Source organism: Actinocorallia libanotica, assembly GCF_039525175.1.
Taxonomy (GTDB): domain Bacteria; phylum Actinomycetota; class Actinomycetes; order Streptosporangiales; family Streptosporangiaceae; genus Actinocorallia; species Actinocorallia libanotica.
Genome location: NZ_BAAAHH010000056.1, coordinates 14,973 through 35,481 on the forward strand (window position 1 = coordinate 14,973; position 20,509 = coordinate 35,481).

Consider the following 20,509-nt stretch of genomic DNA (forward strand, 5'->3'; position numbering starts at 1 on the left):
CCCCGCCAAGAGGTACGTGTTCAAGAGGAGTGTCGGAGGCGGATCGTAGGCTGGGGGCATGGCACGGGCCAACGAGGCAGCGGCCGAAGCGCTGCGCGAATACGCCGACCTCTTCGCCCTGGAGGGCGGGGATCCCTTCCGGGTGCGCAGCTACCAGCGTGCCGCCAAGGCGATCGCGGGGCATCCGGAGGATCTCCGCCCCGGCCACGCGCGGGACGTGCCGGGGGTGGGCTCGGCGATCGCGGCGAAGGTCGAGGAGTTCCTCGGCCGCGGCGGTTTCCGGCAGCTCGACGAGCTGCGGGCGAAGGTCCCGCCGGGGGTGCGGCGGCTGATGGCCGTGCCCTCCCTGGGCCCCAAGACCGCGCTGTTCCTCTACCGGGAGCTGGGGATCGACTCGGTCGAGTCCCTCGCGCAGGCGATCGACGGGGGCCGCCTGCGCGGGGTGCGCGGCATGGGCCCCAAGACCGTCGAGAACCTGCGGCGCGGGATCGAGCGGCAGCGCCAGGCCGGTGAGCGGGTCCATCTCGGCGTCGCGTGCGCGCTGGCCGACCAGGTGGTGGAGTCCCTGCCGGGCGCCGAGCGCGTCGCCGTCGCCGGGTCCGTGCGCCGCATGTGCGAGACCGTCGGCGACATCGACGTCCTCGTGGCGGGACCCGCCGAGCTGATGAGCGTCTTCACCGCCCAGCCGTACGTCGCCGAGGTGCTGGCCTCGGGCGACGACAAGACCTCGGTCCGCACCGAACAGGGCCTCCAGGTCGATCTGAGGCGTGTACCGGTCGGGTCCTGGGGTTCCGCGCTCCTCTACTTCACCGGAAGCGCCGACCACAACGTGCGGCTGCGCGAGCTGGCCGTCCGGAAGGGCTGGAAGCTCTCCGAGTACGGCCTGTCCGACGGCGACCGGGTGCTCGCCTCGCGCACCGAGGAGGAGGTCTACGCCGCGCTGGGCATGCAGTGGGTGCCGCCGCCGCTGCGCGAGGACCGCGGGGAGGTCGAGGCGGCCCTGCGCCACGAGCTGCCCGTCCTGGTGGAGCAGGCCGACCTGCGCGGCGACCTGCACACCCACACCGACCTCACCGACGGGATCGCCTCCCTGGAGGACATGGCCGCGGCCGCGGCGGCCCGCGGGCTGGCGTACTACGCCGTCACCGACCACGCGCCCGACCTGGCGATGCAGCGCATGACGCTGGAGAAGGCGCTGGCCCAGCGGGAGAGCCTGGCGCGGCTGCAGGAGCGCTACCCCGGCATGAGGCTGCTGCACGGCACCGAGCTCAACATCGGCCCCGACGGCTCGGTCGACTGGCCCCTGGAGGTCCTGGAGGGCTTCGACGTCCGGGTCGCCAGCGTGCACTCCCACTTCACCCAGTCCCGCGCGGAGATGACCCGCCGCCTCATCGCCGCCTGCGAGAACCCGGGCGTGCAGATCATCGGCCATCCCACCACCCGCAAGATCGGCAGGCGACCCATGGTGGACGCCGACTGGACCGCGGTCTTCCAGGCCGCGGCGCGCACCGGCACCGTGCTGGAGATCGACTCCTACCCCGACCGCGCCGACCTCCCGTCGGACCTGGTGCGGCTCGCCCGCCACCAGGGTGCGCGCTTCTCCATCGACAGCGACGCCCACGCCGTCCCCCACCTGGCCCACACCCGCTTCGGCGTCGGCGTCGCCCAGCGCGCGGGCCTCACCCGCGAGGACGTCGTCAACACCTGGCCGCTGGAGCGGCTCCTGGCCTTCCTGAAGGGCTCCGCCGACGGGCGCTGAGGCCCGCGGGAAGCCCTCTACGGGACCGGGGCGCTCTTGCCCAGGTCGCCCGAGCGGTAGTGGCGGCGGCACAGCACCTGGTAGCGCACGGGCGCCTGGTCGGTGTCGGCGATGACGACCTGCTCGCCGGCGCGCACCAGCTCGCCGCCGACGGTGCGGGCGTTGAGCTGCCCGGGGCGGCCGCACCAGCACAGCACCTCCACCTGCAGCCTGCACACCTCGTCGGCGAGCTCGAAGAGGCGGCGGGTGGCGGGGAAGAGCTCGGAGCGGAAGTCCGAGGCCAGGCCGAAGGCGTAGACGTCGACGTCGCAGTCGTCGACGAGGTCGGCGAGCTGCTCGATCTGCGCCACCGAGTAGAACTGCACCTCGTCGCAGATGAGGTAGTCCAGCCGTGGCGCGGTGCGGCGCACCAGGGAGCCGAAGTCGAAGCCGTCGTGCACCTCGACCGCCTCGTCGCCCAGCCCTATCCTGCTGGTGACGCGCGGACCGCCGGAGCGGTCGTGCTTGGTCATGACCAGACCGTGGCGGCCCTGCCTGCGGTGGTTGTAGTTGATCTGCAGCGCCAGGGTGGACTTGCCGCAGTCCATCGGACCATAGAAGAACTTGAGCACCGCGTCGCGGTGCAGTCCGCTCACTCCGGCGGGCGGGACAGAGGACAGGGCCGACAGATCACTCACGGGGCGCCAGTCTAGAGTGAACGGCGGGCGAGCAGAACGTGACGAACAACGCGCTCCGCCGGGAGAGACGGGAGGCGGCGCGTGATACGCACGGCGCGCCCTCCGGCACGCGCCGGGGGACGCGGACGGATGCGTCCGCGCCCCCCGAGGTCCGTGCCCTACTCCTCGGGCCGGGCCTCCACGGGCCTGTCCTTGGAGGACCGTTTCTCCTGCTTGGCAGCGCGTGTCGCCTTGAGCGCGGCCTTCTTGGCCTTGCCGGTGGTCTTGGCCGGCTTCTTTCTGGTGTCTCCCATGAGATCCTCCCGAATCGCTTGGGACGCCCGAAATTGGGCCCAACTCACACGTTGCCGTTCTTCCCGCCGAAACGACAGCCAGAACCACTAAAGAAAGACCAAAACGGTGAAAGATCCCGATCTCATCTGCTCGGCCAAGGACTGCCGCGCCGCCGCCGTCTGGGGCCTGCGCTGGAACAACCCGAAGCTCCACACCCCCGAGCGGCGCAAGGTGTGGCTGGCGTGCGACGAGCACCGCGAGAGCCTGACGTCGTTCCTCGACCGCCGCGGCTTCTTCAAGGAGGCGGTCCCGGTGGCGGAGCTCACCCCCGCCGACGGCTGAGGCGCTACCGCGGCTCGCGCGCCAGCGCGGCGAGCCGGTCCGCCAGCGCCGCGGCGTCCCCGCCCCGCCCCACCGCCACGCCCAGAAGGTAGGCGGTCAGCGGCGCGGCGGGGCGCGCCACGCCGTGGGCGACGTCGCGGGTCAGGTCGAGCACCAGGTCGCGGTCCAGCGCCCCCGGCTCCAGGCCCAGCTCGGCACAGGCGGTCTCGATCCACTCGTTCACTTCAGCATCTCCTCGGCGCGCGCCAGGTCCTCTGGGGTGTCGCAGTCGGTCCAATCATCGCCCGCCGGCACCCGCACCGGGTCCAGCGGTCCCAGCAGGCCCCGCAGCGACCGGCCCGGATAGCCCTCCAGCGCGGCCCTGAGGGCGTCCGTGCGCCACGCGCCGGTCAGCCACTGGTCCGCGCCACCGCCGTCGACCAGAACGGCGTTCGGGTGCGCCAGGAGCGCCGCGACGATCCGCGGGGTCAGGAGCGGGAGGTCGGCGGCGAGCAGGACGAGCCGCGGCGCCGCGACCAGCGCGAGACCGGCCCGCAGCGCGGGCACCGGCCCTCCTCCCGGCGGGTCCTCCCGGACGAACACCGCGTCCAGCCCCGGGCGTCCGGGCCCCACCACGACGGTGCGCGCGGCGTCCGCCACGGCCGCGGCCACCCGTGCGACCATCGGCACGCCGCCGACCAGGGCGCCGGGCTTGTCGCCGCCGAAGCGCCGCGCCGCGCCGCCCGCGAGGATCACCGCGTCGTAGGGCTCCACGCCGCCCCTCATCCCCCGATGGCGGACATGGGCCGGTCGGGCTGCAGGAAAGCCGGGTCGTCGATCCCGTGCCCGGCGCGCTTGGCGCGGACCGCCGCCGTCCAGCGCTCGGCCAGCTCGTCGTCGTCGGCGCCGGCGCGCATCGCGTCGCGCAGGTTGGACTCCTCGCGGGCGAACAGGCAGTTGCGGATCTGCCCGTCGGCGGTCAGCCGGACGCGGTCGCACGCGCCGCAGAACGGCCGGGTGACCGAGGCGATGATGCCGACGGTCGAGCCCTCCACCGCGAAGAGCTCGGCGGGCGCGCTGCCCCGCTCGGCGGACGGCAGCGGCTCCAGCGCGAACTCCGCGGCCAGCCGCTCCTGGATCTCGTCCGCGGTGATCATGTTCTCCCGCTGCCAGCCGTGCTGGGCGTCCAGCGGCATCTGCTCGATGAAGCGCAGCCGGTAGCCGTGGTCCAGGCAGAACCGCAGCAGCGGCGCCGCCTCCTCCTCGTTGACCCCGCGCATGAGCACCGTGTTCACCTTGACCGGGGCGAGCCCCGCCGCCGCGGCGGCGGCCAGGCCCTCCAGCACGTCGGGCAGCCGGTCGCGGAAGGCCAGCTTGCGGAACAGCTCCGGGTCCAGGGTGTCCAGGGAGACGTTGACGCGGTCGAGCCCCGCCTCGCGCAGCGGCGCGGCCAGCCGGGCCAGCCCGATCCCGTTGGTGGTCAGCGAGATCTCCGGCCGCGGGTCCAGCGCCGCGGTGGCCGCGATGACGCCGGGCAGGCCGCGGCGCAGCAGCGGCTCGCCCCCGGTGTAGCGCACCTCGGTGACGCCCAGGCGCTCCACACCGATCCGCACCAGCCGCAGGACCTCCTCGTCGGTGAGCAGTTCCGGCTTGGGCAGCCAGTCCAGCCCCTCGGGCGGCATGCAGTAGGAGCAGCGCAGGTTGCAGCGGTCGGTGAGCGACACGCGGAGGTCCGTGGCCTGGCGTCCGTATCCGTCGAGCAAACGCACCTTCACTCCTCTCGGCGCCCTTCACCTTACTTACGATCTTCGGTGGACCGAACGGCGGCAGGGCATCGGATTCAGCCGGTGCGTCTGCGGGCCCGGTACGCGGCGACGTGCGCGCGGTTGCCGCACGTCCTGCTGTCGCAGAAACGGCGGCAGCGGTTGCGGGACAGGTCGACCAGGACGCGGTCGCAGCCGTCGGCCGCGCACGCGCTCAGCCGGTCCAGCTCCCCGGCGGCCAGCACGTACGCCAGGGCCATCCCGCACTCGACGGCCAGGTGCTCGCCCACCCGGCTGCCGGGCGCGAAGAAGTGCACGTGCCAGTCGTAGCCGTCGTGGTCGGTCAGGTGGGGGGTGACGCGGACCGCGCCGAGCAGCGTGTTGACCAGCGGGACGGCGGCCGCGGGGTCCGGCGCGAGGAAGACCTCCCGGAACGCCGCGCGCAGCCGCCGCACCTGGGCCAGGTCCTCCTCCCGCAGGGAGGGCACCCCGCTCATCCGCGAGGCGGCCACGAAGGAGCGCAGCGCCGTCAGGTCGGGCAGTCCCTCGCGGCCGCCCTCGGCGCTGTTGACCAGGTCCACCATGATGCCGAGGGCGTGCTCGGTGTCATGGGTGAAAATCATGCGGAGAGCCTAGCGCCCCGCTCATATGGAGTAATGCGGATCGGCCACCACCGGGTAGGCGGCGCCCTCGTGCGGGACGCGCATCACGATCGTGTTGCCGTCCAGCTCGTAGCGCGCCTTGATGGAGCGGAAGAGCGCGTCGCAGGCCCAGGGGCTGTAGAAGCGGCCGACCGTGGCGCCGTAGCGGAGGTTGACCACGTCGAAGCCGCCCGAGGGCATCGCCTCCAGGGCCAGGCCCTCGGGCAGCGAGACCGTGAAGCGGAAGGACGTGGGGGCCTCGGGCCCGTGCACGACCGTCACCAGGCGGATGCCGTCCGCGAGCGTCTGGGCCACGATGTCGGTGTCGACGTCGATCCCGGCGAACACCCGCAGGCTCGGCCGCAGCACGGTGGCCGCGCGGTCGCCGGCCGCGCAGTCCAGGGACACGTGGATGCGCTGCTTGTCCCGGGTGGGCGTCCACACTCCCTCACGGGCCCGCATCGCCCACTGGACGTCGGCGTTGTCGAACTCCTGGGGTTCGGCCTTGCCCCGGACGGCGAGCACCTGTGCGGCGGCGTTCATCGCCGCCGTCGCCCCGTCGAGCGCGTGCCTCTTCGGCACCAGCCACCTCCGCCTTTTTTCCTGACGGCCAACATCCCGCGGTTGGCGCTCTTTGGTTTATCACGTGGGGGAAGACCACGATGTACTTCGGGTGGTTCCGGCATCAGCCCGTGAAAGGATGTGCACGGAGAGTCGCCATCGTCCGCTCCGGGTGACGGAGCGGCTCGGCGGACACCGCATCATCGCACGGCCGCCCCCGCGCGGGCACCCGGTATGGACCGTGCCGATAATGGTCCCCCCGCGGAAAGCCACCCGGGACGGAGAGGAGCCGACCATGAGCGAGTGGACACCGGGCGACGGGACCATCAGGGTCGCCGACCTTCCCGAGCCCGACCAGGAGTTCATCCGCGCGCAGCTGCGCCGCAACACCCCGCTCCACCACCTGCTGGGCCTGGAGCTCGTGGAGATCGGCGAGCGGCACTCGGTCGTGGCGATGCCCGTGCGCGAGGAGGCCTTCAACAGCACGGCCAACCTGCACGGCGGGGCGATCGCCACCCTCATCGACGTGGCGGCCGGCAGCGCGGCGGCCCGCGGCAGCGGCTTCACCCCGGGCGAGCAGAGCCTCGTCACCGCCGACCTGCACGTGCGCTACCTCGGCCGCCCCCACGGCGACGTCGTCCACGCCCGCGCCGAAGTGATCAAGGTCGGCCGGCAGCTGGTGATCGTGGAGTGCCGGGTCACCGACCTGGAGGAGCGCATCATCGCCACCGCGGACTTCTCGATGATGATCGTCCCGCAGCGCCAGGCCCTGCGGCCGATGGAGGGCACCCAGCCGCACGATCCGGACCTGTAGGGCGGAATGAAAACCATTTGATCATTCGTTACCGGTTGTGTCTCCATAGTTCCTGCACATTCTCGCAGAAACCAAGACGAAGGAGCCGGTGTTGTCCCCTCAGGTGCTGCCGGGAGGCACCGTCCCGATCCGGATGTGGGCCGATCCCGCGGAGGTCGAGGAACAGGCGCTCGCCCAGCTGGAGAACGTGGCGGCCCTCCCGTGGATCCACGGGCTCGCCGTCATGCCCGACGTGCACTACGGCAAGGGCGCCACGGTCGGGTCGGTCATCGCCATGCGCGACGCGGTCTGCCCCGCGGCGGTCGGCGTGGACATCGGCTGCGGCATGACCGCGGTGCGCAGCGACCTCGACACCGCCGACCTGCCCGCCGACCTGGGGCGGCTGCGCTCCCGGGTGGAGCGGGTCCTGCCCGTGGGCCGCGGCGCGCACCGCACGCCGGTCGACCCGTCGGGGGTGCGGGGGCTGCGCGAGCGCAGCTGGTACGAGTTCTGGAAGGGCTTCGAGGAACTGCACCCGGCCGTGCGCGGCAGGTCCGATAAATTCGGCAAGGCCCGGTCGCAAATGGGCTCGCTGGGTTCGGGAAACCATTTCTGGGAACTGTGCTCCGACAGTTCCGGAGCCGTGTGGATCGTGCTCCACTCCGGTTCCCGGGGAATCGGCAACGAACTGGCCCAGTACCATATCGAGGCCGCCGGAAAACTGCCGCACAACCAGGATCTGCCCGACCGGGACCTCGCGGTGTTCCTCACCGGCACCCCGGAGATGGACGCCTACCGGCGCGACCTGTACTGGGCCCAGGAGTACGCCCGGCGCAACCGCGCGGTGATGCTCGCGCTCACCGTCAACGCCGTCGAGGAGTGCTTCCCGGGGCGCCGGGTGCGCTGGGACCAGCCGATCTCGTGCCACCACAACTACGTGGCGGAGGAGGCCTACGGCGGCGTCGACGTCATCGTCACCCGCAAGGGCGCCATCCGGGCCGGCCGGGGCGACCTGGGGATCATCCCCGGCTCCATGGCGACGGGCACGTACATCGTGCGCGGCCTGGGCAACGAGGAGTCGTTCAACTCCGCCTCGCACGGGGCGGGCCGCAGGATGAGCCGCACCCAGGCGCGCAAGCGCTTCACCGTGGCCGATCTGGAGGCGCAGACGCTGGGCGTGGAGTGCCGCAAGGACTCCGGCGTCCTGGACGAGATCCCCGGCGCCTACAAGGACCTGGAGTCGGTCATCGAGGCGCAGGGAGACCTGGTCGAGGTCGTCGCCCACCTGCGGCAGCTGGTGTGCGTCAAGGGCTGATCCGGGAGCGGTAGCGGGCCCTGGCCTGCTCCAGCAGGTCGAACAGGGAGCGGTCGGGCTCGGCGCCGTGCTCCCGGATCAGCGCCTCCAGCCGGTCCAGCCACTCCAGGCACCAGCGCACGTCCTCCGCCCGCGCCACGGAGCGCCCCGACACGGCGAGCTGGACGGGGCTGGTGTGCGCGTAGCGCCCCCGGGGGTCGAGGTCGTCGGGGCGCGCCTCCCCGTCGGCCTCGGCCACCAGGTAGGTGGGTTCGGCCACCCGGTAGGCGAACTCCACCCGGCCCGAGCCCTCGGCGACGACTCCGGCGGCGTCGTAGACGCGCAGGCGGTCGGCTCCGACGGCGGTGGCGACGACCCGTACGGTCCGCCCTCGTTCGACGTCCAGCAGGGAGCCCGGCCCCTGCCCGTCGGCCTCCAAAGTCAGCCATGGCCCGTTGGTGGCGAAGGTGCGTCCGGCCCGGACGGCGTCCTGGAAGGCCGGGACGCTCAGCGGCCCCTCCAGGCGGGCGTAGACCCGTGCCCAGCCCGGCGGGTTGGAGTAGGTGCCCAGGCGGCCGTAGGAGAGCATCACGTCCGTGCCCGCGGTGGCCGCGAGCCGGACGCCCGCGCCCAGCAGCCGCCGGTAGATGCGGGCGGTGCCGGTGCAGGACAGGTGGTTGAGCACGTCCAGCCCGTCGACCAGGTCCAGCGCCGCGTCGACCACCAGCTCGCGCGCCTCGCAGGAGCGGCTGCCCCAGCCGAACAGCACGTCCAGCGGGTCCTCGGCGTCCGCGGTCAGGGGGTGCGCCCAGATGATGACGGCGCCCCTGCGGCGCAGCTCGGCGCACATGTGGGCGTTGGACGGCGAGTCGGCGGGGGCGTCCGACTCGGCGTGCCCCGCGTAGTAGCGGGACGGCTCGGACAGCGGTCCGAAGGCGGCGAAATGGCCGAGCAGGTCGTTGCGGTACTCCGTGCCCATGCGGGCGACCAGGTCCGGGGTCGACCACGGCAGGTCGCGGCCGAGCCACTCGGTGAACGCCTCCCGGTCGTAGACGAAGGAGGTGGTGGCGTTGGCGGCCAGCGGGTTCATCATGTGCAGCGCCTCTCCCCGCTGCATGAGAGCCGCCTCCGCGGGGCCCGCCACCTGGTCCCCGGCGAAGTTGAAGTGCAGGTGCAGATCGCCCCCGTACCAGCCGTCGGCGGCGGGGTCGCGCACCGGCGCGGGGTCGAGTTCGACCACGGCCTCCCCGCCCGGCTCCAGGACGACCCGGACCCGCCGCACCTCGTGGTCCATCCCCCGGGCGGCGACGACCTCCAACTCGCCCGCGGGGACGTCGAGGATCGCCTCTTCGGCGTGGAAGTAGGCGCGGCCCCGGGCGTCCCACTTGCGCAGCGACTCCTCGGGGAACCAGCCGCGCCCCTGCGGGCTGAGCACCGACCAGCGGCACATGGCCGACGAGCGCACCCGCAGCGTGGCGGCCTCCGCCTCCCGGACGACGGCCGGCACCTCGACCGGTGCTCCGTCGACGGCGAGGAAACCCGGGTCCGCGCCGACCAGGACCTCCCAGACCGCGCATCCGCCGGGCGGCACCCTGCCGAACGGCTCGACGAGGGCCTCGGCGTCCAGCCGCGACTCCACGAGGAGCAGGTGCTCCAGCCGCTCCCCCCGCAGGACGGGCTGGACGGCGCCGGGGACGGCGAACCGCGGGCCCTCGGGGGTCAGCCGCAGCACGATCACCCCGTCGGGGACCCGGCCGCGCAGGGCGTCCCGGAACGCCGCGGCCAGGTCGCCCCGCGCCGCGCCGTCGACCGCCTCGGTCGGCGAACGCCCCTCGGCCAGCGCCGCGGCGACCGGCCCGGCCAGCAGCTCGGCGTGCCGCACGTGCCGCAGGTAGGGCACGAGCGGTCCGTAGAGCGACCGGTCGGACTCCCTCCAGTTGGCGCCGTGCTCGGCGACGACGGCCCGGTAGGCCTCCAGCGTCCGGGCCACCGCCGCGGGGAGTTCATGATCGATGCACATGCCCCCACGCTGCGGGAGCGCTCCGCGGAGGGACAAGCCGCTGGCCGATGGGGGCCAGCGCGGTATCAGGAACCTTCTACCGTCACCAGTGCTCGGGGCTGAAAGGTTCCGCCTCGGGGCGGTTGGAGAAGGACAGCAGCGCCAGGTCCGACTCGACCATCATCGCCACCAGCTCCTCGAACGTCACCTCGGGCTCCCAGCCGAGCTGCTCGCGCGCCTTCTTGGGGTCGGCGCACAGCAGGTCGACCTCGGCGGGCCGGGTGTAGCGGGAGTCCAGGACGACGTGGTCTTCCCAGTTCAGCCCGACGGTGGCGAAGGCCAGCTCGACCAGCTCGCGCACCGAGCGGGTGACGCCGGTGCCGATCACGTAGTCCTCGGGGGTCTCCTGGGCCAGCATCATCCGCATCGCCTTGGCGTAGTCGCCGGCGAAGCCCCAGTCGCGGCGCGCGTCGAGGTTGCCCAGCCGCAGCTCCGTGGCGAGCCCCAGCTTGATCCGGGCGGCGCCGAGGCTGACCTTGCGGGTGACGAACTCCGCGCCCCGCCGCGGCGACTCGTGGTTGAACAGGATGCCGCTGACGGCGAACATCCCGTACGACTCGCGGTAGTTCATCGTGATGAAGTGGCCGTAGGTCTTGGCCACCCCGTACGGGCTGCGCGGGTGGAAGGGCGTCAGCTCGTTCTGCGGGGTCTCGCGCACCTGGCCGAACATCTCCGAGGACGAGGCCTGGTAGAAGCGGATCTGGGAGCGCGGGTCCACGGTGCGCGATCCGCCGATCCCGCTGACGACCCGGATGGCCTCCAGCATCCGCAGCGCGCCCATGCCGGTGACCCCGGCGGTCAGCTCCGCCTGCTGCCACGACATCGGCACGTAGGAGATGGCGCCGAGGTTGTACACCTCGTCGGGCTGGACCTGCTCGACGGCGGAGATGAGCGACCCCTGGTCCAGCAGGTCGCCGGTGATGATCTGCACCTCGCCGATGTGCTTGCGCAGCCTCGCCACATGGGGGTTGGCCTGCCCGCGTACCAGTCCCCAGACCTCGTACCCCTGCTCGAGCAGGTGCTCGGCGAGGTAGGAGCCGTCTTGGCCGGTGATACCGGTGATGAGCGCTCGCCTGGTCAGCGGGAACCCCCCTCTGATGTACCCGAAGGCACGGCCTATCTGGAAGAACAGAATAAATCGTGTGAAAGAGAGGTTATCCACACATAGATACTTCTGAGTAGACCGGGGGCTCGTTAAGCCGAATGAGATTCATGGCGGAAGGCACGATTCGCGCTCCGGCGGCCGGTTGTGTGACCCTCTGACGATCGGCGAAAGACGACTTCGGGAGTGGCCATGGAAGGCGACGGGCGCACCGCGCCGCTCAGGCTCGGCGGGCGTGACCTGGGCGAACACTCGATCATGGCGGTGCTCAACCGGACCCCCGACTCCTTCTACGACCGGGGCGCCACCTACGCCTTCGACGCCGCGCTGGCCGCCGTCGACCGGGCGGTCGCCGAGGGCGCCGACATCATCGACATCGGCGGGGTGAAGGCCGGGCCCGGCGACGACGTGGACGTCGCCGAGGAGCTGCGGCGGGTGGTGGACACCGTCGCCGCCGTCCGCGAGCGCCACCCCGGCGTCATCATCAGCGTCGACACCTGGCGCGCCGAGGTCGGCGACGCGGTCGCCAGAGCCGGAGCCGACCTGCTGAACGACACCTGGGGCGGCCCCGACCCCGAGCTGGCCGCCGTCGCCGCCGAGCACGGCCTGGGCCTGGTCTGCGCGCACGCCGGGCGGCAGGTCCCCCGCACCCGCCCGCACCGGGTCGGCTACGACGACGTGGTGGCCGCGGTCATCGCGCACGTCACCGCCGAGGCCGAGCGCGCCCTGGCCCTGGGCGTGCCGCGGGAGTCGCTGCTCATCGACCCCGCCCACGACTTCGGCAAGAACACCCGCCAGTCGCTGGAGATCAGCCGCCGGCTCGGCGAGCTGGTCGCCACCGGCTGGCCCGTGCTGGTGGCGGTGTCCAACAAGGACTTCATCGGCGAGGCCCTGGGCCGCCCGGTGGACAAGCGGGGCGTGGGCACGATGGCCGTGCTGGGCGTCTCGGCCTGGCAGGGCGCCCGCGTCTTCCGGGTGCACGACGTGGCCGGTGCGCGCGGGGCGCTGACCCGGGTGGCGGCGCTGCGCGACGGCGCGCGCTGACCGCCACCCGTCCGCCGCCGTCAGCCGGCGTGCTCCTTGGCGTAGGCCAGGAACTCGCGGGCCACCGGGGTGAGCGCGCGGTGGGCGTGCACCAGCCCGATGGTACGGGTGATCGGCGGCATCAGCGAGCGCACCACCAGCCCCTCGGTGTCCTCGATCTGGTTGCGGTACCACAGCAGGGATCCGCGGCCCGCCCGCACCCAGCCGGGCCAGGCGCCGCGCTCGTCGGACTCCACCGCGGTCACCGCGCTCGCGCCGATCCGGGCCAGCATGGCGTCGAGCTCGGCCCGCCGGGCGGTGCCCCGGGTCGGCATGATCAGCCGCAGCCCGTCCAGGGCCGCCAGCGGCACCGGGTCGCGCAGCTTGAGGGCGGGCGCCGAGACCAGGACCACCTCCCGCTGCTCCAGGGGGTGGGCCGCCAGGTCGCCGGGGACGGGCAAATCCGTCACCGCCAGGTCGGCGCGGCCGGTGCGGACCGCCGCCCCGACCGCCTCCCTGCCCTCGCAGCGCACCACCCTGACCCGCACGGCGGGCTGCTCCCGGGCGAAGCGCGGCAGCAGCCTGCCGGTCAGCTCGGGCTCCAGCGTGGGGGTGGCGGCGATGCGCAGCTCCGCGCCCCTGCCGCCGGAGCGGCTCACCGCCTCGATGGCGTCGACCGCTCCCAGCGCGATCCGGGCCTGGCGCACCACCTGCTCCCCCGCCGTGGTCAGCACCACCCCCCGCCCGGACCGCGCGAACAGCTCCGTCCCCAGTTCGCGTTCCAGCTCCCGCACGGCCCGGGAAAGAGCTGGCTGAGCGACGTAAAGCGCCTGTGCCGCCGACGTCATCGTGCCGTGGTCGGCGGTGGCCACGACGTAGCGCAACTGCCGCAGATTCATGCTCCGACGGTATGGCAACCGCGGCCTCGTAGCTGGTACATGCCGGAAAGTCACCGGTTGTAACTAGTTACGTGGACGATTGACGCGACTACCGGTCGGGGAGGTCGACGGCGTAGGACTCCTTCACGATGTCCAGCACGTGCCATGAGTCCAGGTCCTGCACCCCCTCCACGGAGCGCACGGCGTCCAGCGCGTCCACCAGGGCCGCGGGCGAGCCCGCCTCGATCCGCCCGATGAGGTCGAACCTGCCGAAGCCCGACGACAGGTAGCGCACCGCGTCCAGCTCCCCCAGCTCGCGCGCCACCCGGCGGGCCGCGGAGCCGGCCACCACGCCGAACGCGGCGAGCTCCAGATTGCCCAGGGCGGCCGGGGCCGCCAGGCCGGTCACCTGGATCACCCCCGAGCGCATCAGCCGCACCACGCGGGCCCTGGTGGCCGCCTGGGAGAGCCCGATCACCCCGGCGAGCCTGGTGTAGGGGGCGCGGCCGTCCCGTTGCAGCTCCTGCAACAGGCGCCAGTCGATGTCGTCGAGCACCACCTCGCCGAGCGGACGCACCACCGAGTGGGTGTCCTTGACCACGTCGACCGAGCGGAAGACCTCCACCGAGGAGACCCCCGGCAGCTGTCTGATGTCGTCGACGACGGCCGCGAGGGCCCCGTCGTCGCGGGCTCGCGCCTCGGCGACGACGGCATGCGGGCCGGTTGTCAGGCCGGCGAAGCAGACCGCGGGCTGCTTGGCCAGCTCCTGGGCGACGTCGCGGGCGGCTCCGGCACTGACCACGGTCAGGTGGCCGACCGCGCCGGCCCCGATGACCTGGGCGTGCACGATGCCCACCACACGGACGATGCCTTCTTCGAGCAGTCCTTGCACGCGGGCACGGACGGCGGTGCGAGAGAGCCCGACGCGATCGGCGAGAGCCTGGAACGTCGCCCGGCCGTCCCGCTGGAGCTCGCGGACCAGCACGGAGTCCACTGCATCCAGCACGGGGAGTCCTCCTGTCGTGGGGGTTCGAGGCCGGTCGGACCTTGAAAGAAGCGATGCAAGATCCTTACATTTTCCGGCCGTTCGTGGGAAATTTTGATCTTGCTCGTGTTTGCCCCGTTCCACTACCGCCGAAGCGGGGGTCCGGAGCGGTTGGATATCCGAAAAAGCGGTGAGGGCGGAGTCCGCCGCAGCGGAACAGCACCGGAGATCAGCCTCGGTCATCGGTGGCGTTTCCCACTTCTGTCCTCGGGGACAGCCCGCGCGCGAAACACCGCACCAGTCCCGGCGGCCGGAAGCTCATCCGACCGCTGTCCTCGCACCGGACCACCTCCAGCAACCGCGCGTCGACCAGCTCCTCCAGGAGGTCGTCCGGCTCCCCCCGGTCGAAGGACCCGTCGGCCAGCCGCGCGAAGGATCCGTCGGCCAGCCGGGCGAACACCCGCCGCGCCCGCGCCGAGAGCCGCGCGTGGCTGGCCGCCAGGCCCGGCCGCACGTCCAGGTCGCCGTGCGCCAGCTCGCCCAGCCGCCGGTCCTCGTCGGCCAGCCGGAAGACCAGGTCGGCCAGCCGCCAGTGCGGCTTGCCCGCCAGCCGGGCGGCGGCGGAGCGCACCGCCAGCGGGAGCCTGTCGCACAGCTCCACCAGCCGCCGCGCCGCCTCGGGCGCGGCGGCGACCCTGCCGTACCCGGCGACCCGCGCCAGCAGCTCCAGCGCCTCCCCGGGCGGCAGCGGCGCCAACTCCACGTGGACGGCGCCGGGCAGCGCGCTGAGCCTGCTGCGCCCGGTGACGAGCACGCCGGGCCCCTCGCCGCCCGGCAGCAGCGGCAGCACCTGCCGCTCGGCGGAGGCGTCGTTGAGGATGACCAGCAGCCGCCGCCCGCGGGTGCGCGCCCGGTACAGCTCGGCGCGCTCGGCGAGTCCCGGCGGCGGCTCGGCCACGCCCAGCATGCGCAGCAGCCTGCCGAGCACCTCCAGGGGCTCGGCGGTGAAGTGCAGGTCGGCGTAGAGGCAGCCGTCGGGGAAGCGGCGGCGCAGCTGGTGGGCGGCGTGCACGGCCAGGGAGGTGGAGCCCGCCCCGGGCCTGCCGCTGATCACCACGATCGGCAGCGCCGCCGAGGTGACGGCCTCGGCCACGCGGAGCGTCTCGGCCGCCCGGCCGGTGAAGTCCGCCGGATCGTACGGCAGCGTCGTCTCCGCCGGCTCGGGGCCGGCCAGCACGTCGCGCTGGATACGGCGTAGCTCCTGGCCCGGCTCCAGGCCCAGCTCGCCGACGAGCGCCTCGCGCACCCGGCGGTAGGCCTCCCGCGCGGCGGGTTTCCGCCCCGAACGGGCCAGCGCCGTCATGAGCTGGCCGTGGAAGCGTTCGCGCAGCGGGTGCGCGGCGCACAGCGCCGTCAGCTCGGGCACCAGGCCGGCGGCCATCCCCCGGGCCAGGTCGGCCTGGAGGCGCGCCTCCAGGGCGAGCAGCCGCTGCTCCTCCAGCTGCGCGGCCTCGGCGTACAGCCCGGGGACGCCCTCCAGCGCCGGGCCGCGCCAGCCGCTCAGCGCCTGGCGCAGCAGCAGCGCGGCCCGCTCGCCGTCGCCGAGCCGCGCGGCCGTGCGGGCCAGTCCCGCCTTGCGCGCGAAGTCCAGGGCGTCCACCGCGTCGGCGTCCAGGGCCAGCAGGTAGCCCGGAGGGCAGGTCACCAGCAGCTCCCGCGCCGGCCCGAACGCCCGGCGCAGCGCCGACACGCAGCCCTGGATCTGGGTGGTCGCGGTCGCCGGAGGCGAGGGCGGCCACACCGCGCGCGCCAGGCGCTGGACGCCCACCGGCCGGCCCGCCTCCAGCGCCAGCGCGGCCAGCACCGCCCGGGCGCGCGGGCCCACCGGCACCGCCCCGTGCTCGCCGCACAGCTCGACCGGGCCGAGGAGCCTCACCCGCATGACGCGTTCTCCGTGTCCCAACCTCGACTCCCCCGTCAGCCGTCCTGTAAGACGGCCATGTAAGAAAAGTGCAATGATCTAACAAAGGATGTCAAGGTCTTCCGGCGGTATTTCCCGCCACGCGCCGCCCGGCCCCATCGAAACCGGCCGCCGCGGGTAGGTAGACCCAGCAGTGTCCCCGGACGATTGGCAGGGCCTTGCGGTTGCTCAACGCGGAGCGGATAGCTCACGACCTCACCTACAACGACGTCTTCATGGTCCCGGCGCGCTCGTCGGTCGGGTCCCGGCTGGACGTGGACCTGGCCACCCGCGACGGCAGCGGGGCGACGGTCCCGCTCGTGGTCGCCAACATGACCGCCGTCTCCGGCCGCCGGATGGCCGAGACCGTCGCACGGCGCGGCGGGATCACGGTCATCCCCCAGGACATCCCGATCGAGGTGGTCGCCGACGTCGTGCGCTGGGTGAAGTCACGCCACCTGGTGTTCGACACGCCCCTCACGCTGGGGCCCGGCGACACCGTCGGGGAGGCGCTGGGCCTGCTGCCCAAGCGCGCGCACAACGCGGTCATCGTGGTGCAGGACGGCGAGCCGGTCGGCATCGTCACCGAGGCCGACTGCCAGGGCGTCGACCGCTTCTCCCAGCTGCGCGACGTCATGTCCCGCGACCTGCTGACGCTGCCTGACGCGGTGGAGGCCAAGGAGGCCTTCGAGGTCCTGCACGGGCGCGGGCACCGGCTGGCGCCCGTGGTCGACGGGCAGCGGCGGCTGGTGGGCGTGCTCACCCGCACCGGGGCGCTGCGGGCCACCCTCTACCAGCCCGCGGTCGACGACGCCGGACGGCTGCGGATCGCGGTGGCCGTCGGCGTCAACGGCGACGTCGCGGGCAAGGCCAAGGCCCTCCTGGAGGCCGGGGCCGACCTGCTGGTGGTGGACACCGCGCACGGCCACCAGGAGAAGATGATCAGCGCCCTGGAGGCGGTGCGCGGGCTGGACCCGCAGGTGCCCGTCGCGGCCGGGAACGTCGTCACCGCCGAGGGCGTGCGCGACCTGGTGGCCGCGGGCGCCGACATCGTCAAGGTCGGCGTCGGCCCCGGCGCCATGTGCACCACCCGGATGATGACGGGCGTGGGCAGGCCGCAGTTCTCGGCCGTCCTGGAGTGCGCGGCCGAGGCGCGCCGCCTGGGCCGGCACGTCTGGGCCGACGGGGGCGTGCGGCACCCGCGCGACGTGGCGCTGGCGCTGGCCGCCGGCGCCTCCAGCGTGATGGTCGGCTCCTGGTTCGCCGGCACGTACGAGTCGCCCGGCGACATGCAGCACGACGCCGACGGGCGGCTGTACAAGGAGAGCTTCGGCATGGCCTCCGCCCGCGCGGTGCGGCTGCGCACCAGCGAGGACAGCCCCTTCGACCGCGCCCGCAAGGCGTTGTTCGAGGAGGGCATCTCCACCTCGAAGATGCACCTCGACCCGCAGCGCCCCGGCGTGGAGGACCTCATCGACTGGATCGTCGCCGGGCTGCGCAGCTCCTGCACCTACGCGGGCGCCTCGACGCTGGAGGAGTTCCACGAGCGCGCCGTCGTCGGGGTGCAGAGCGCCTCGGGCTACGCCGAGGGGATGCCGCTGTCAAGCAGCTGGTGAACGCCTCCTTCGGTGACACGCCGTGACGTGACTGGCACACCGCGCCCGGATGGCTCACGCTGATCTTCCCGAATTCGATCTTGCGGGAGGGGGGAACCGGGCATGGCACGGCGCCGAAGGCACGGACTGGGGCGCGCGCTGGCGCTGACCGCCGCGTCCGCCCTGGTCTGGGGCGTGGCCCACCTGCGCACGGGACGGCGGCTGACCGGCGCGGCCCTCCTCGCCTCCCACACGCTGCTCGCGGGGCTGGTCGTCAGCGTGCCCTTCGGTCCCCGGCCGGAGCTGCTCAGGCTGGCGTTCAGCCCCGGCTGGCTGGCCTTCACCACGGCCGCCGGCCTCCTGCTGGCCGCGGTGTGGGCGGGCGTCGTCGCCCGCTCCTGGTTCCTCGTGCGGCCCGCGGGCCTGCACGCCCCGGCACGGGCCGCGGGCGCCTGCGCGGTGGTCCTGCTGTGCCTGGCCGTCTCCGCGCCGTTCCTCGTCGCCGCCCACGCCGCCTTCCTCTACCGCGGCGCCCTGCTGTCCATCTTCGGCTCGGCCGACCACGCCCGCGCCGAGGGGCGCGCGAACCCCTGGGCCGGCCTGCCCCGGCTGAACGTCCTGCTGCTGGGCGGCGACGCCGGCCGCAACCGGTTCGGGGTGCGCACCGACAGCATCACGCTCGCCAGCATCGACACCCGCACCGGCGACACCGTCCTGCTGAGCCTCCCCCGCAACCTCGAACGCGTTCCGATGCCCCCCGGGCCCGCCCTCGAACGCTTCCCCGACGGGTTCACCGGCGACGGGCCGATGACCCCGGGCATGCTGAACGAGGTGTACCAGTACGCCGAGGACCACCCGGAGGTCGTGCCCGGCGTGCCGCCCGGCAGGCGCGGCCCCGCCCTCCTGCGCCCCGCCGTCGAAGCGGCGCTCGGCCAGCCGGTGCACTACCACGTCCTCGTCGACATGCGGGGGTTCGCCAGGCTCATCGACGCGATGGGCGGGGTCGAGGTGGTGATCCCGGAGGACATCGCCTACGGCGCGCGGGACGAGGGGCTGCTCCCCGCCGGGCGCCACCGCCTGAGCGGGACCCAGGCCCTGTGGTACGGGCGGTCCCGGACCGGCAGCGACGACTACACCCGCATGGCCCGCCAGAAGTGCCTGATGCGCGCCATGGCCCGCCAGGCTGAGCCGTACCGGATCCTTCCGCGCTTCCAGCAGCTGGCCGCGGCCGCGCGGCGCACCGTCTCCACCGACATCCCACCCTCCCTGCTGCCCGCCTTCCTGGAGCTGGCCGAGAAGGTGAAGAGCCGGGGCCGGATCACCAGCCTCCCGTTCGTCCCCCCGCTCATCACCTCGGCCGACCCGGACTACGGCCTCATCCGGGCGCGGGCCGACCACGCCCTCTGGGGCGGGGAGGCGAAGGCCTCGCACAAGGCGGCGGCCACGCGCAAGGCCGCGGCCTCCGCGGCGCCGACCGCGTCCGCGAACGCCGCGCGGCCTTCGGCGTCGCCCGACGCCGCCCGGCCCGTCTCCCTGGACGAGACGTGCCCGTCCTGACCACATTCTCCCGGCCGCTCGCCGGGCGGCGGGCGCGGAACGTGAGATCATGAAAGGCGAGTGAACCGCGGCGAGGAACCGAAAGGCGTGAACTGTGCCCACCATCGTGGAGTTCCGGGCCTACCGTGTCGCGCTGCACCGCGGCCGCCGCCCCGAGAGCGCCCTGGTGTGCCTCACCGCCGAGGACGGCACCGTCGGCTGGGGCGAGAGCGCCCTCCTGGACGGCGAGACGTGGAACGACCTCGCGCGGCGGCTCGGCCCCGCCCTGCCCGGCCTGGACTGGGAGCGGCCCGAGGACCTCGGCGGGCTCGCCGCCCTCGGCGGGCCGCGCGCCACCGCCGCCGTCGAGATCGCCGCCTGGGACCTGTGGGGCCGCGCCCACCAGGTCCCCGTCGCGCACGCCCTCGGCGGCACCCGCACGTCCGTCGTCACCGGCGCCCGCATCCCCTGCCAGCAGCACCTCGACGGGCTCCCCTCCCTGGTCAACCGGTACATCGGCAGCGGCCAGACCCGCGTCACCCTGGAGGTGCGCCCCGGCTGGGACGTCGAGCCGCTGCGCGTCGTCCGGCAGGCCTATCCGGCCCTCGCCCTCCAGATCGACGGCGCCTGCTCCTACACCGACTCCCCCGAGCACCTCACCGCGCTGGAGACCCTCGACGACTACGGCCTCGTCGCCATCGAGCGCCCCTTCGCCGAGCTCGCCCCGCACGCGGTGCTGCAGCGCTCCGTCCACGCCGCCGTCGCGCCCGACATAGGCGACCTCGACGCCCTCGACGCCGCGATCTCCATGGACGCCGGCCGCGCCCTCAGCCTCCGCGTCAGCCGCCTCGGCGGCCTCACCACCGCCCGCAGCGCCCACGACCGCGCCTACGCGGCGGGCTGGGACGTCTGGTGCGGCGGCTCGGGCGTCTTCGGCATCGGCAAGGCCGCCTCCGTCGCCCTGGCCAGCCTGCCCGGCTGCACCCTCCCCAGCGACATCACCGAGTTCGTGGGCGGCCCCGAATACCTCACGCCGCCGCTGCGCGCCCACGGCGGCGTCGTCGCCGTCCCGCTCACCCAGCCGGGCCTCGGCCACGACATCGACGGGCCGCGCCTCATCCGCCTCGCCACCGACCAGCTCCACTTCGCCACCCGCTGACCCGCCGCCCCGCACGTCGGGGGCTGCGGGAAACGGCCGTGGGGAAACACTCCGGAAATGCGGAAAGGCCCCGGACGAATGTCCAGGGCCTTTCCTCACAATGATTGCGGCGGTGACCTACTCTCCCACA

Annotated in this window: 20 protein-coding genes; 8 read left to right on the forward strand and 12 right to left on the reverse strand. The window is 73.5% G+C overall.

The features are described from left to right. The first annotated feature begins 58 nt into the window (after nt 1–58). A complete protein-coding gene (locus ABD140_RS36695; protein ID WP_344247045.1) occupies nt 59–1,759 on the forward strand; it encodes a DNA polymerase/3'-5' exonuclease PolX in 1,701 nt (566 codons plus the stop codon). Between the two features lie 17 nt (nt 1,760–1,776). Here ABD140_RS36695 and ABD140_RS36700 read toward each other — a convergent pair whose 3' ends face one another. Together ABD140_RS36700 and ABD140_RS36705 are read right to left on the reverse strand one after the other, a co-directional pair. After that, on the reverse strand, nt 1,777–2,436 hold the full coding sequence (locus tag ABD140_RS36700; protein WP_344247047.1) for a thymidine kinase: 660 nt from the start codon (nt 2,434–2,436) through the stop codon (nt 1,777–1,779). A gap of 158 nt (nt 2,437–2,594) precedes the next feature. Next, a complete protein-coding gene (locus tag ABD140_RS36705) occupies nt 2,595–2,729 on the reverse strand; it encodes a hypothetical protein (protein WP_344247049.1) in 135 nt (44 codons plus the stop codon). 106 nt (nt 2,730–2,835) lie between these two features. Here ABD140_RS36705 and ABD140_RS36710 point away from each other — a divergent pair, with 106 nt between their 5' ends. Further along, nucleotides 2,836–3,051, forward strand: coding sequence for a hypothetical protein (locus tag ABD140_RS36710; protein ID WP_344247051.1), 216 nt, complete (start codon nt 2,836–2,838; stop codon nt 3,049–3,051). A gap of 4 nt (nt 3,052–3,055) precedes the next feature. Here ABD140_RS36710 and ABD140_RS36715 read toward each other — a convergent pair whose 3' ends face one another. The 5 genes from ABD140_RS36715 to ABD140_RS36735 form a co-directional block, all read right to left on the reverse strand. Next, nucleotides 3,056–3,274, reverse strand: coding sequence for a DUF6457 domain-containing protein (locus ABD140_RS36715; RefSeq protein WP_344247053.1), 219 nt, complete (start codon nt 3,272–3,274; stop codon nt 3,056–3,058). Beyond that, nucleotides 3,271–3,816: a molybdenum cofactor guanylyltransferase gene (gene mobA / locus ABD140_RS36720; protein ID WP_425544194.1), complete on the reverse strand. Its 546-nt coding sequence runs from the start codon at nt 3,814–3,816 to the stop codon at nt 3,271–3,273. The genes ABD140_RS36715 and mobA overlap by 4 nt, the downstream gene beginning before the upstream one ends. Further along, on the reverse strand, nt 3,813–4,799 hold the full coding sequence (gene moaA, locus ABD140_RS36725; protein ID WP_425544195.1) for a GTP 3',8-cyclase MoaA: 987 nt from the start codon (nt 4,797–4,799) through the stop codon (nt 3,813–3,815). The genes mobA and moaA overlap by 4 nt, the downstream gene beginning before the upstream one ends. Before the next feature lie 71 nt (nt 4,800–4,870). Beyond that, nucleotides 4,871–5,416 carry a CGNR zinc finger domain-containing protein gene (locus tag ABD140_RS36730; protein ID WP_344247060.1) on the reverse strand — a complete coding sequence of 182 codons (546 nt, stop codon included), beginning with the start codon at nt 5,414–5,416 and terminating at the stop codon, nt 4,871–4,873. Between the two features lie 21 nt (nt 5,417–5,437). After that, nucleotides 5,438–6,016: a hypothetical protein gene (locus ABD140_RS36735; RefSeq protein ID WP_344247062.1), complete on the reverse strand. Its 579-nt coding sequence runs from the start codon at nt 6,014–6,016 to the stop codon at nt 5,438–5,440. Nucleotides 6,017–6,290: 274 nt separating this feature from the next. Here ABD140_RS36735 and ABD140_RS36740 point away from each other — a divergent pair, with 274 nt between their 5' ends. Then, nucleotides 6,291–6,809: a PaaI family thioesterase gene (locus ABD140_RS36740; protein ID WP_344247064.1), complete on the forward strand. Its 519-nt coding sequence runs from the start codon at nt 6,291–6,293 to the stop codon at nt 6,807–6,809. Nucleotides 6,810–6,942: 133 nt separating this feature from the next. Beyond that, entirely contained in the window at nt 6,943–8,103 is a 1,161-nt protein-coding gene (locus ABD140_RS36745; protein ID WP_344247082.1) for an RtcB family protein, read from the forward strand. On the opposite strand, the gene ABD140_RS36750 is transcribed toward ABD140_RS36745, so the two are convergent. Continuing rightward, a complete protein-coding gene (locus ABD140_RS36750; protein WP_344247066.1) occupies nt 8,093–10,102 on the reverse strand; it encodes a CehA/McbA family metallohydrolase in 2,010 nt (669 codons plus the stop codon). The genes ABD140_RS36745 and ABD140_RS36750 overlap by 11 nt on opposite strands. Before the next feature lie 82 nt (nt 10,103–10,184). Continuing rightward, a complete protein-coding gene (gene gmd / locus ABD140_RS36755) occupies nt 10,185–11,303 on the reverse strand; it encodes a GDP-mannose 4,6-dehydratase (protein ID WP_425544196.1) in 1,119 nt (372 codons plus the stop codon). Nucleotides 11,304–11,435: 132 nt separating this feature from the next. Here gmd and folP point away from each other — a divergent pair, with 132 nt between their 5' ends. Next, nucleotides 11,436–12,287 (forward strand): dihydropteroate synthase, encoded by an 852-nt coding sequence (gene folP / locus ABD140_RS36760; protein WP_344247068.1) that lies wholly within the window; start codon nt 11,436–11,438, stop codon nt 12,285–12,287. Between the two features lie 20 nt (nt 12,288–12,307). Here the strand turns inward: folP and ABD140_RS36765 are convergent, their stop codons facing one another. From ABD140_RS36765 to ABD140_RS36775, 3 genes are all read right to left on the reverse strand, one after another. Next, nucleotides 12,308–13,165, reverse strand: coding sequence for a LysR family transcriptional regulator (locus ABD140_RS36765; RefSeq protein WP_344247070.1), 858 nt, complete (start codon nt 13,163–13,165; stop codon nt 12,308–12,310). An 88-nt stretch (nt 13,166–13,253) separates the two neighbouring features. Next, the gene (locus tag ABD140_RS36770; RefSeq protein WP_344247072.1) at nt 13,254–14,150 is read right to left on the reverse strand and encodes an Lrp/AsnC family transcriptional regulator; all 897 of its coding nucleotides are present in this window, start codon (nt 14,148–14,150) and stop codon (nt 13,254–13,256) included. A 208-nt stretch (nt 14,151–14,358) separates the two neighbouring features. Beyond that, nucleotides 14,359–16,071: an AfsR/SARP family transcriptional regulator gene (locus ABD140_RS36775; RefSeq protein ID WP_344247074.1), complete on the reverse strand. Its 1,713-nt coding sequence runs from the start codon at nt 16,069–16,071 to the stop codon at nt 14,359–14,361. 197 nt (nt 16,072–16,268) lie between these two features. Between ABD140_RS36775 and ABD140_RS36780 the strand changes: the two genes are divergently transcribed. The 3 genes from ABD140_RS36780 to ABD140_RS36790 all read left to right on the forward strand — a co-directional run bounded on the left by ABD140_RS36780 (nt 16,269) and on the right by ABD140_RS36790 (nt 20,379). After that, nucleotides 16,269–17,705: a GuaB1 family IMP dehydrogenase-related protein gene (locus ABD140_RS36780; RefSeq protein WP_344247076.1), complete on the forward strand. Its 1,437-nt coding sequence runs from the start codon at nt 16,269–16,271 to the stop codon at nt 17,703–17,705. A 102-nt stretch (nt 17,706–17,807) separates the two neighbouring features. Beyond that, nucleotides 17,808–19,241 carry an LCP family protein gene (locus ABD140_RS36785; protein ID WP_344247078.1) on the forward strand — a complete coding sequence of 478 codons (1,434 nt, stop codon included), beginning with the start codon at nt 17,808–17,810 and terminating at the stop codon, nt 19,239–19,241. A gap of 94 nt (nt 19,242–19,335) precedes the next feature. Then, nucleotides 19,336–20,379 carry an enolase C-terminal domain-like protein gene (locus ABD140_RS36790; protein ID WP_344247080.1) on the forward strand — a complete coding sequence of 348 codons (1,044 nt, stop codon included), beginning with the start codon at nt 19,336–19,338 and terminating at the stop codon, nt 20,377–20,379. The last annotated feature ends 130 nt before the right edge of the window (nt 20,380–20,509 follow it).

Excerpts from the sequence above, each read along its gene's own strand:
- ABD140_RS36695 (WP_344247045.1), top strand. The coding sequence starts at position 59 with ATGGCACGGGCCAACGAGGCAGCGGCCGAAGCGCTGCGCGAATACGCC.
- ABD140_RS36705 (WP_344247049.1), bottom strand. The coding sequence starts at position 2,729 with ATGGGAGACACCAGAAAGAAGCCGGCCAAGACCACCGGCAAGGCCAAG.
- mobA (WP_425544194.1), bottom strand. The coding sequence starts at position 3,816 with ATGAGGGGCGGCGTGGAGCCCTACGACGCGGTGATCCTCGCGGGCGGC.
- ABD140_RS36730 (WP_344247060.1), bottom strand. The coding sequence starts at position 5,416 with ATGATTTTCACCCATGACACCGAGCACGCCCTCGGCATCATGGTGGAC.
- ABD140_RS36740 (WP_344247064.1), top strand. The coding sequence starts at position 6,291 with ATGAGCGAGTGGACACCGGGCGACGGGACCATCAGGGTCGCCGACCTT.
- ABD140_RS36745 (WP_344247082.1), top strand. The coding sequence starts at position 6,943 with ATGTGGGCCGATCCCGCGGAGGTCGAGGAACAGGCGCTCGCCCAGCTG.
- ABD140_RS36750 (WP_344247066.1), bottom strand. The coding sequence starts at position 10,102 with ATGTGCATCGATCATGAACTCCCCGCGGCGGTGGCCCGGACGCTGGAG.
- folP (WP_344247068.1), top strand. The coding sequence starts at position 11,436 with ATGGAAGGCGACGGGCGCACCGCGCCGCTCAGGCTCGGCGGGCGTGAC.
- ABD140_RS36765 (WP_344247070.1), bottom strand. The coding sequence starts at position 13,165 with ATGAATCTGCGGCAGTTGCGCTACGTCGTGGCCACCGCCGACCACGGC.
- ABD140_RS36775 (WP_344247074.1), bottom strand. The coding sequence starts at position 16,071 with ATGCGGGTGAGGCTCCTCGGCCCGGTCGAGCTGTGCGGCGAGCACGGG.
- ABD140_RS36785 (WP_344247078.1), top strand. The coding sequence starts at position 17,808 with ATGGCACGGCGCCGAAGGCACGGACTGGGGCGCGCGCTGGCGCTGACC.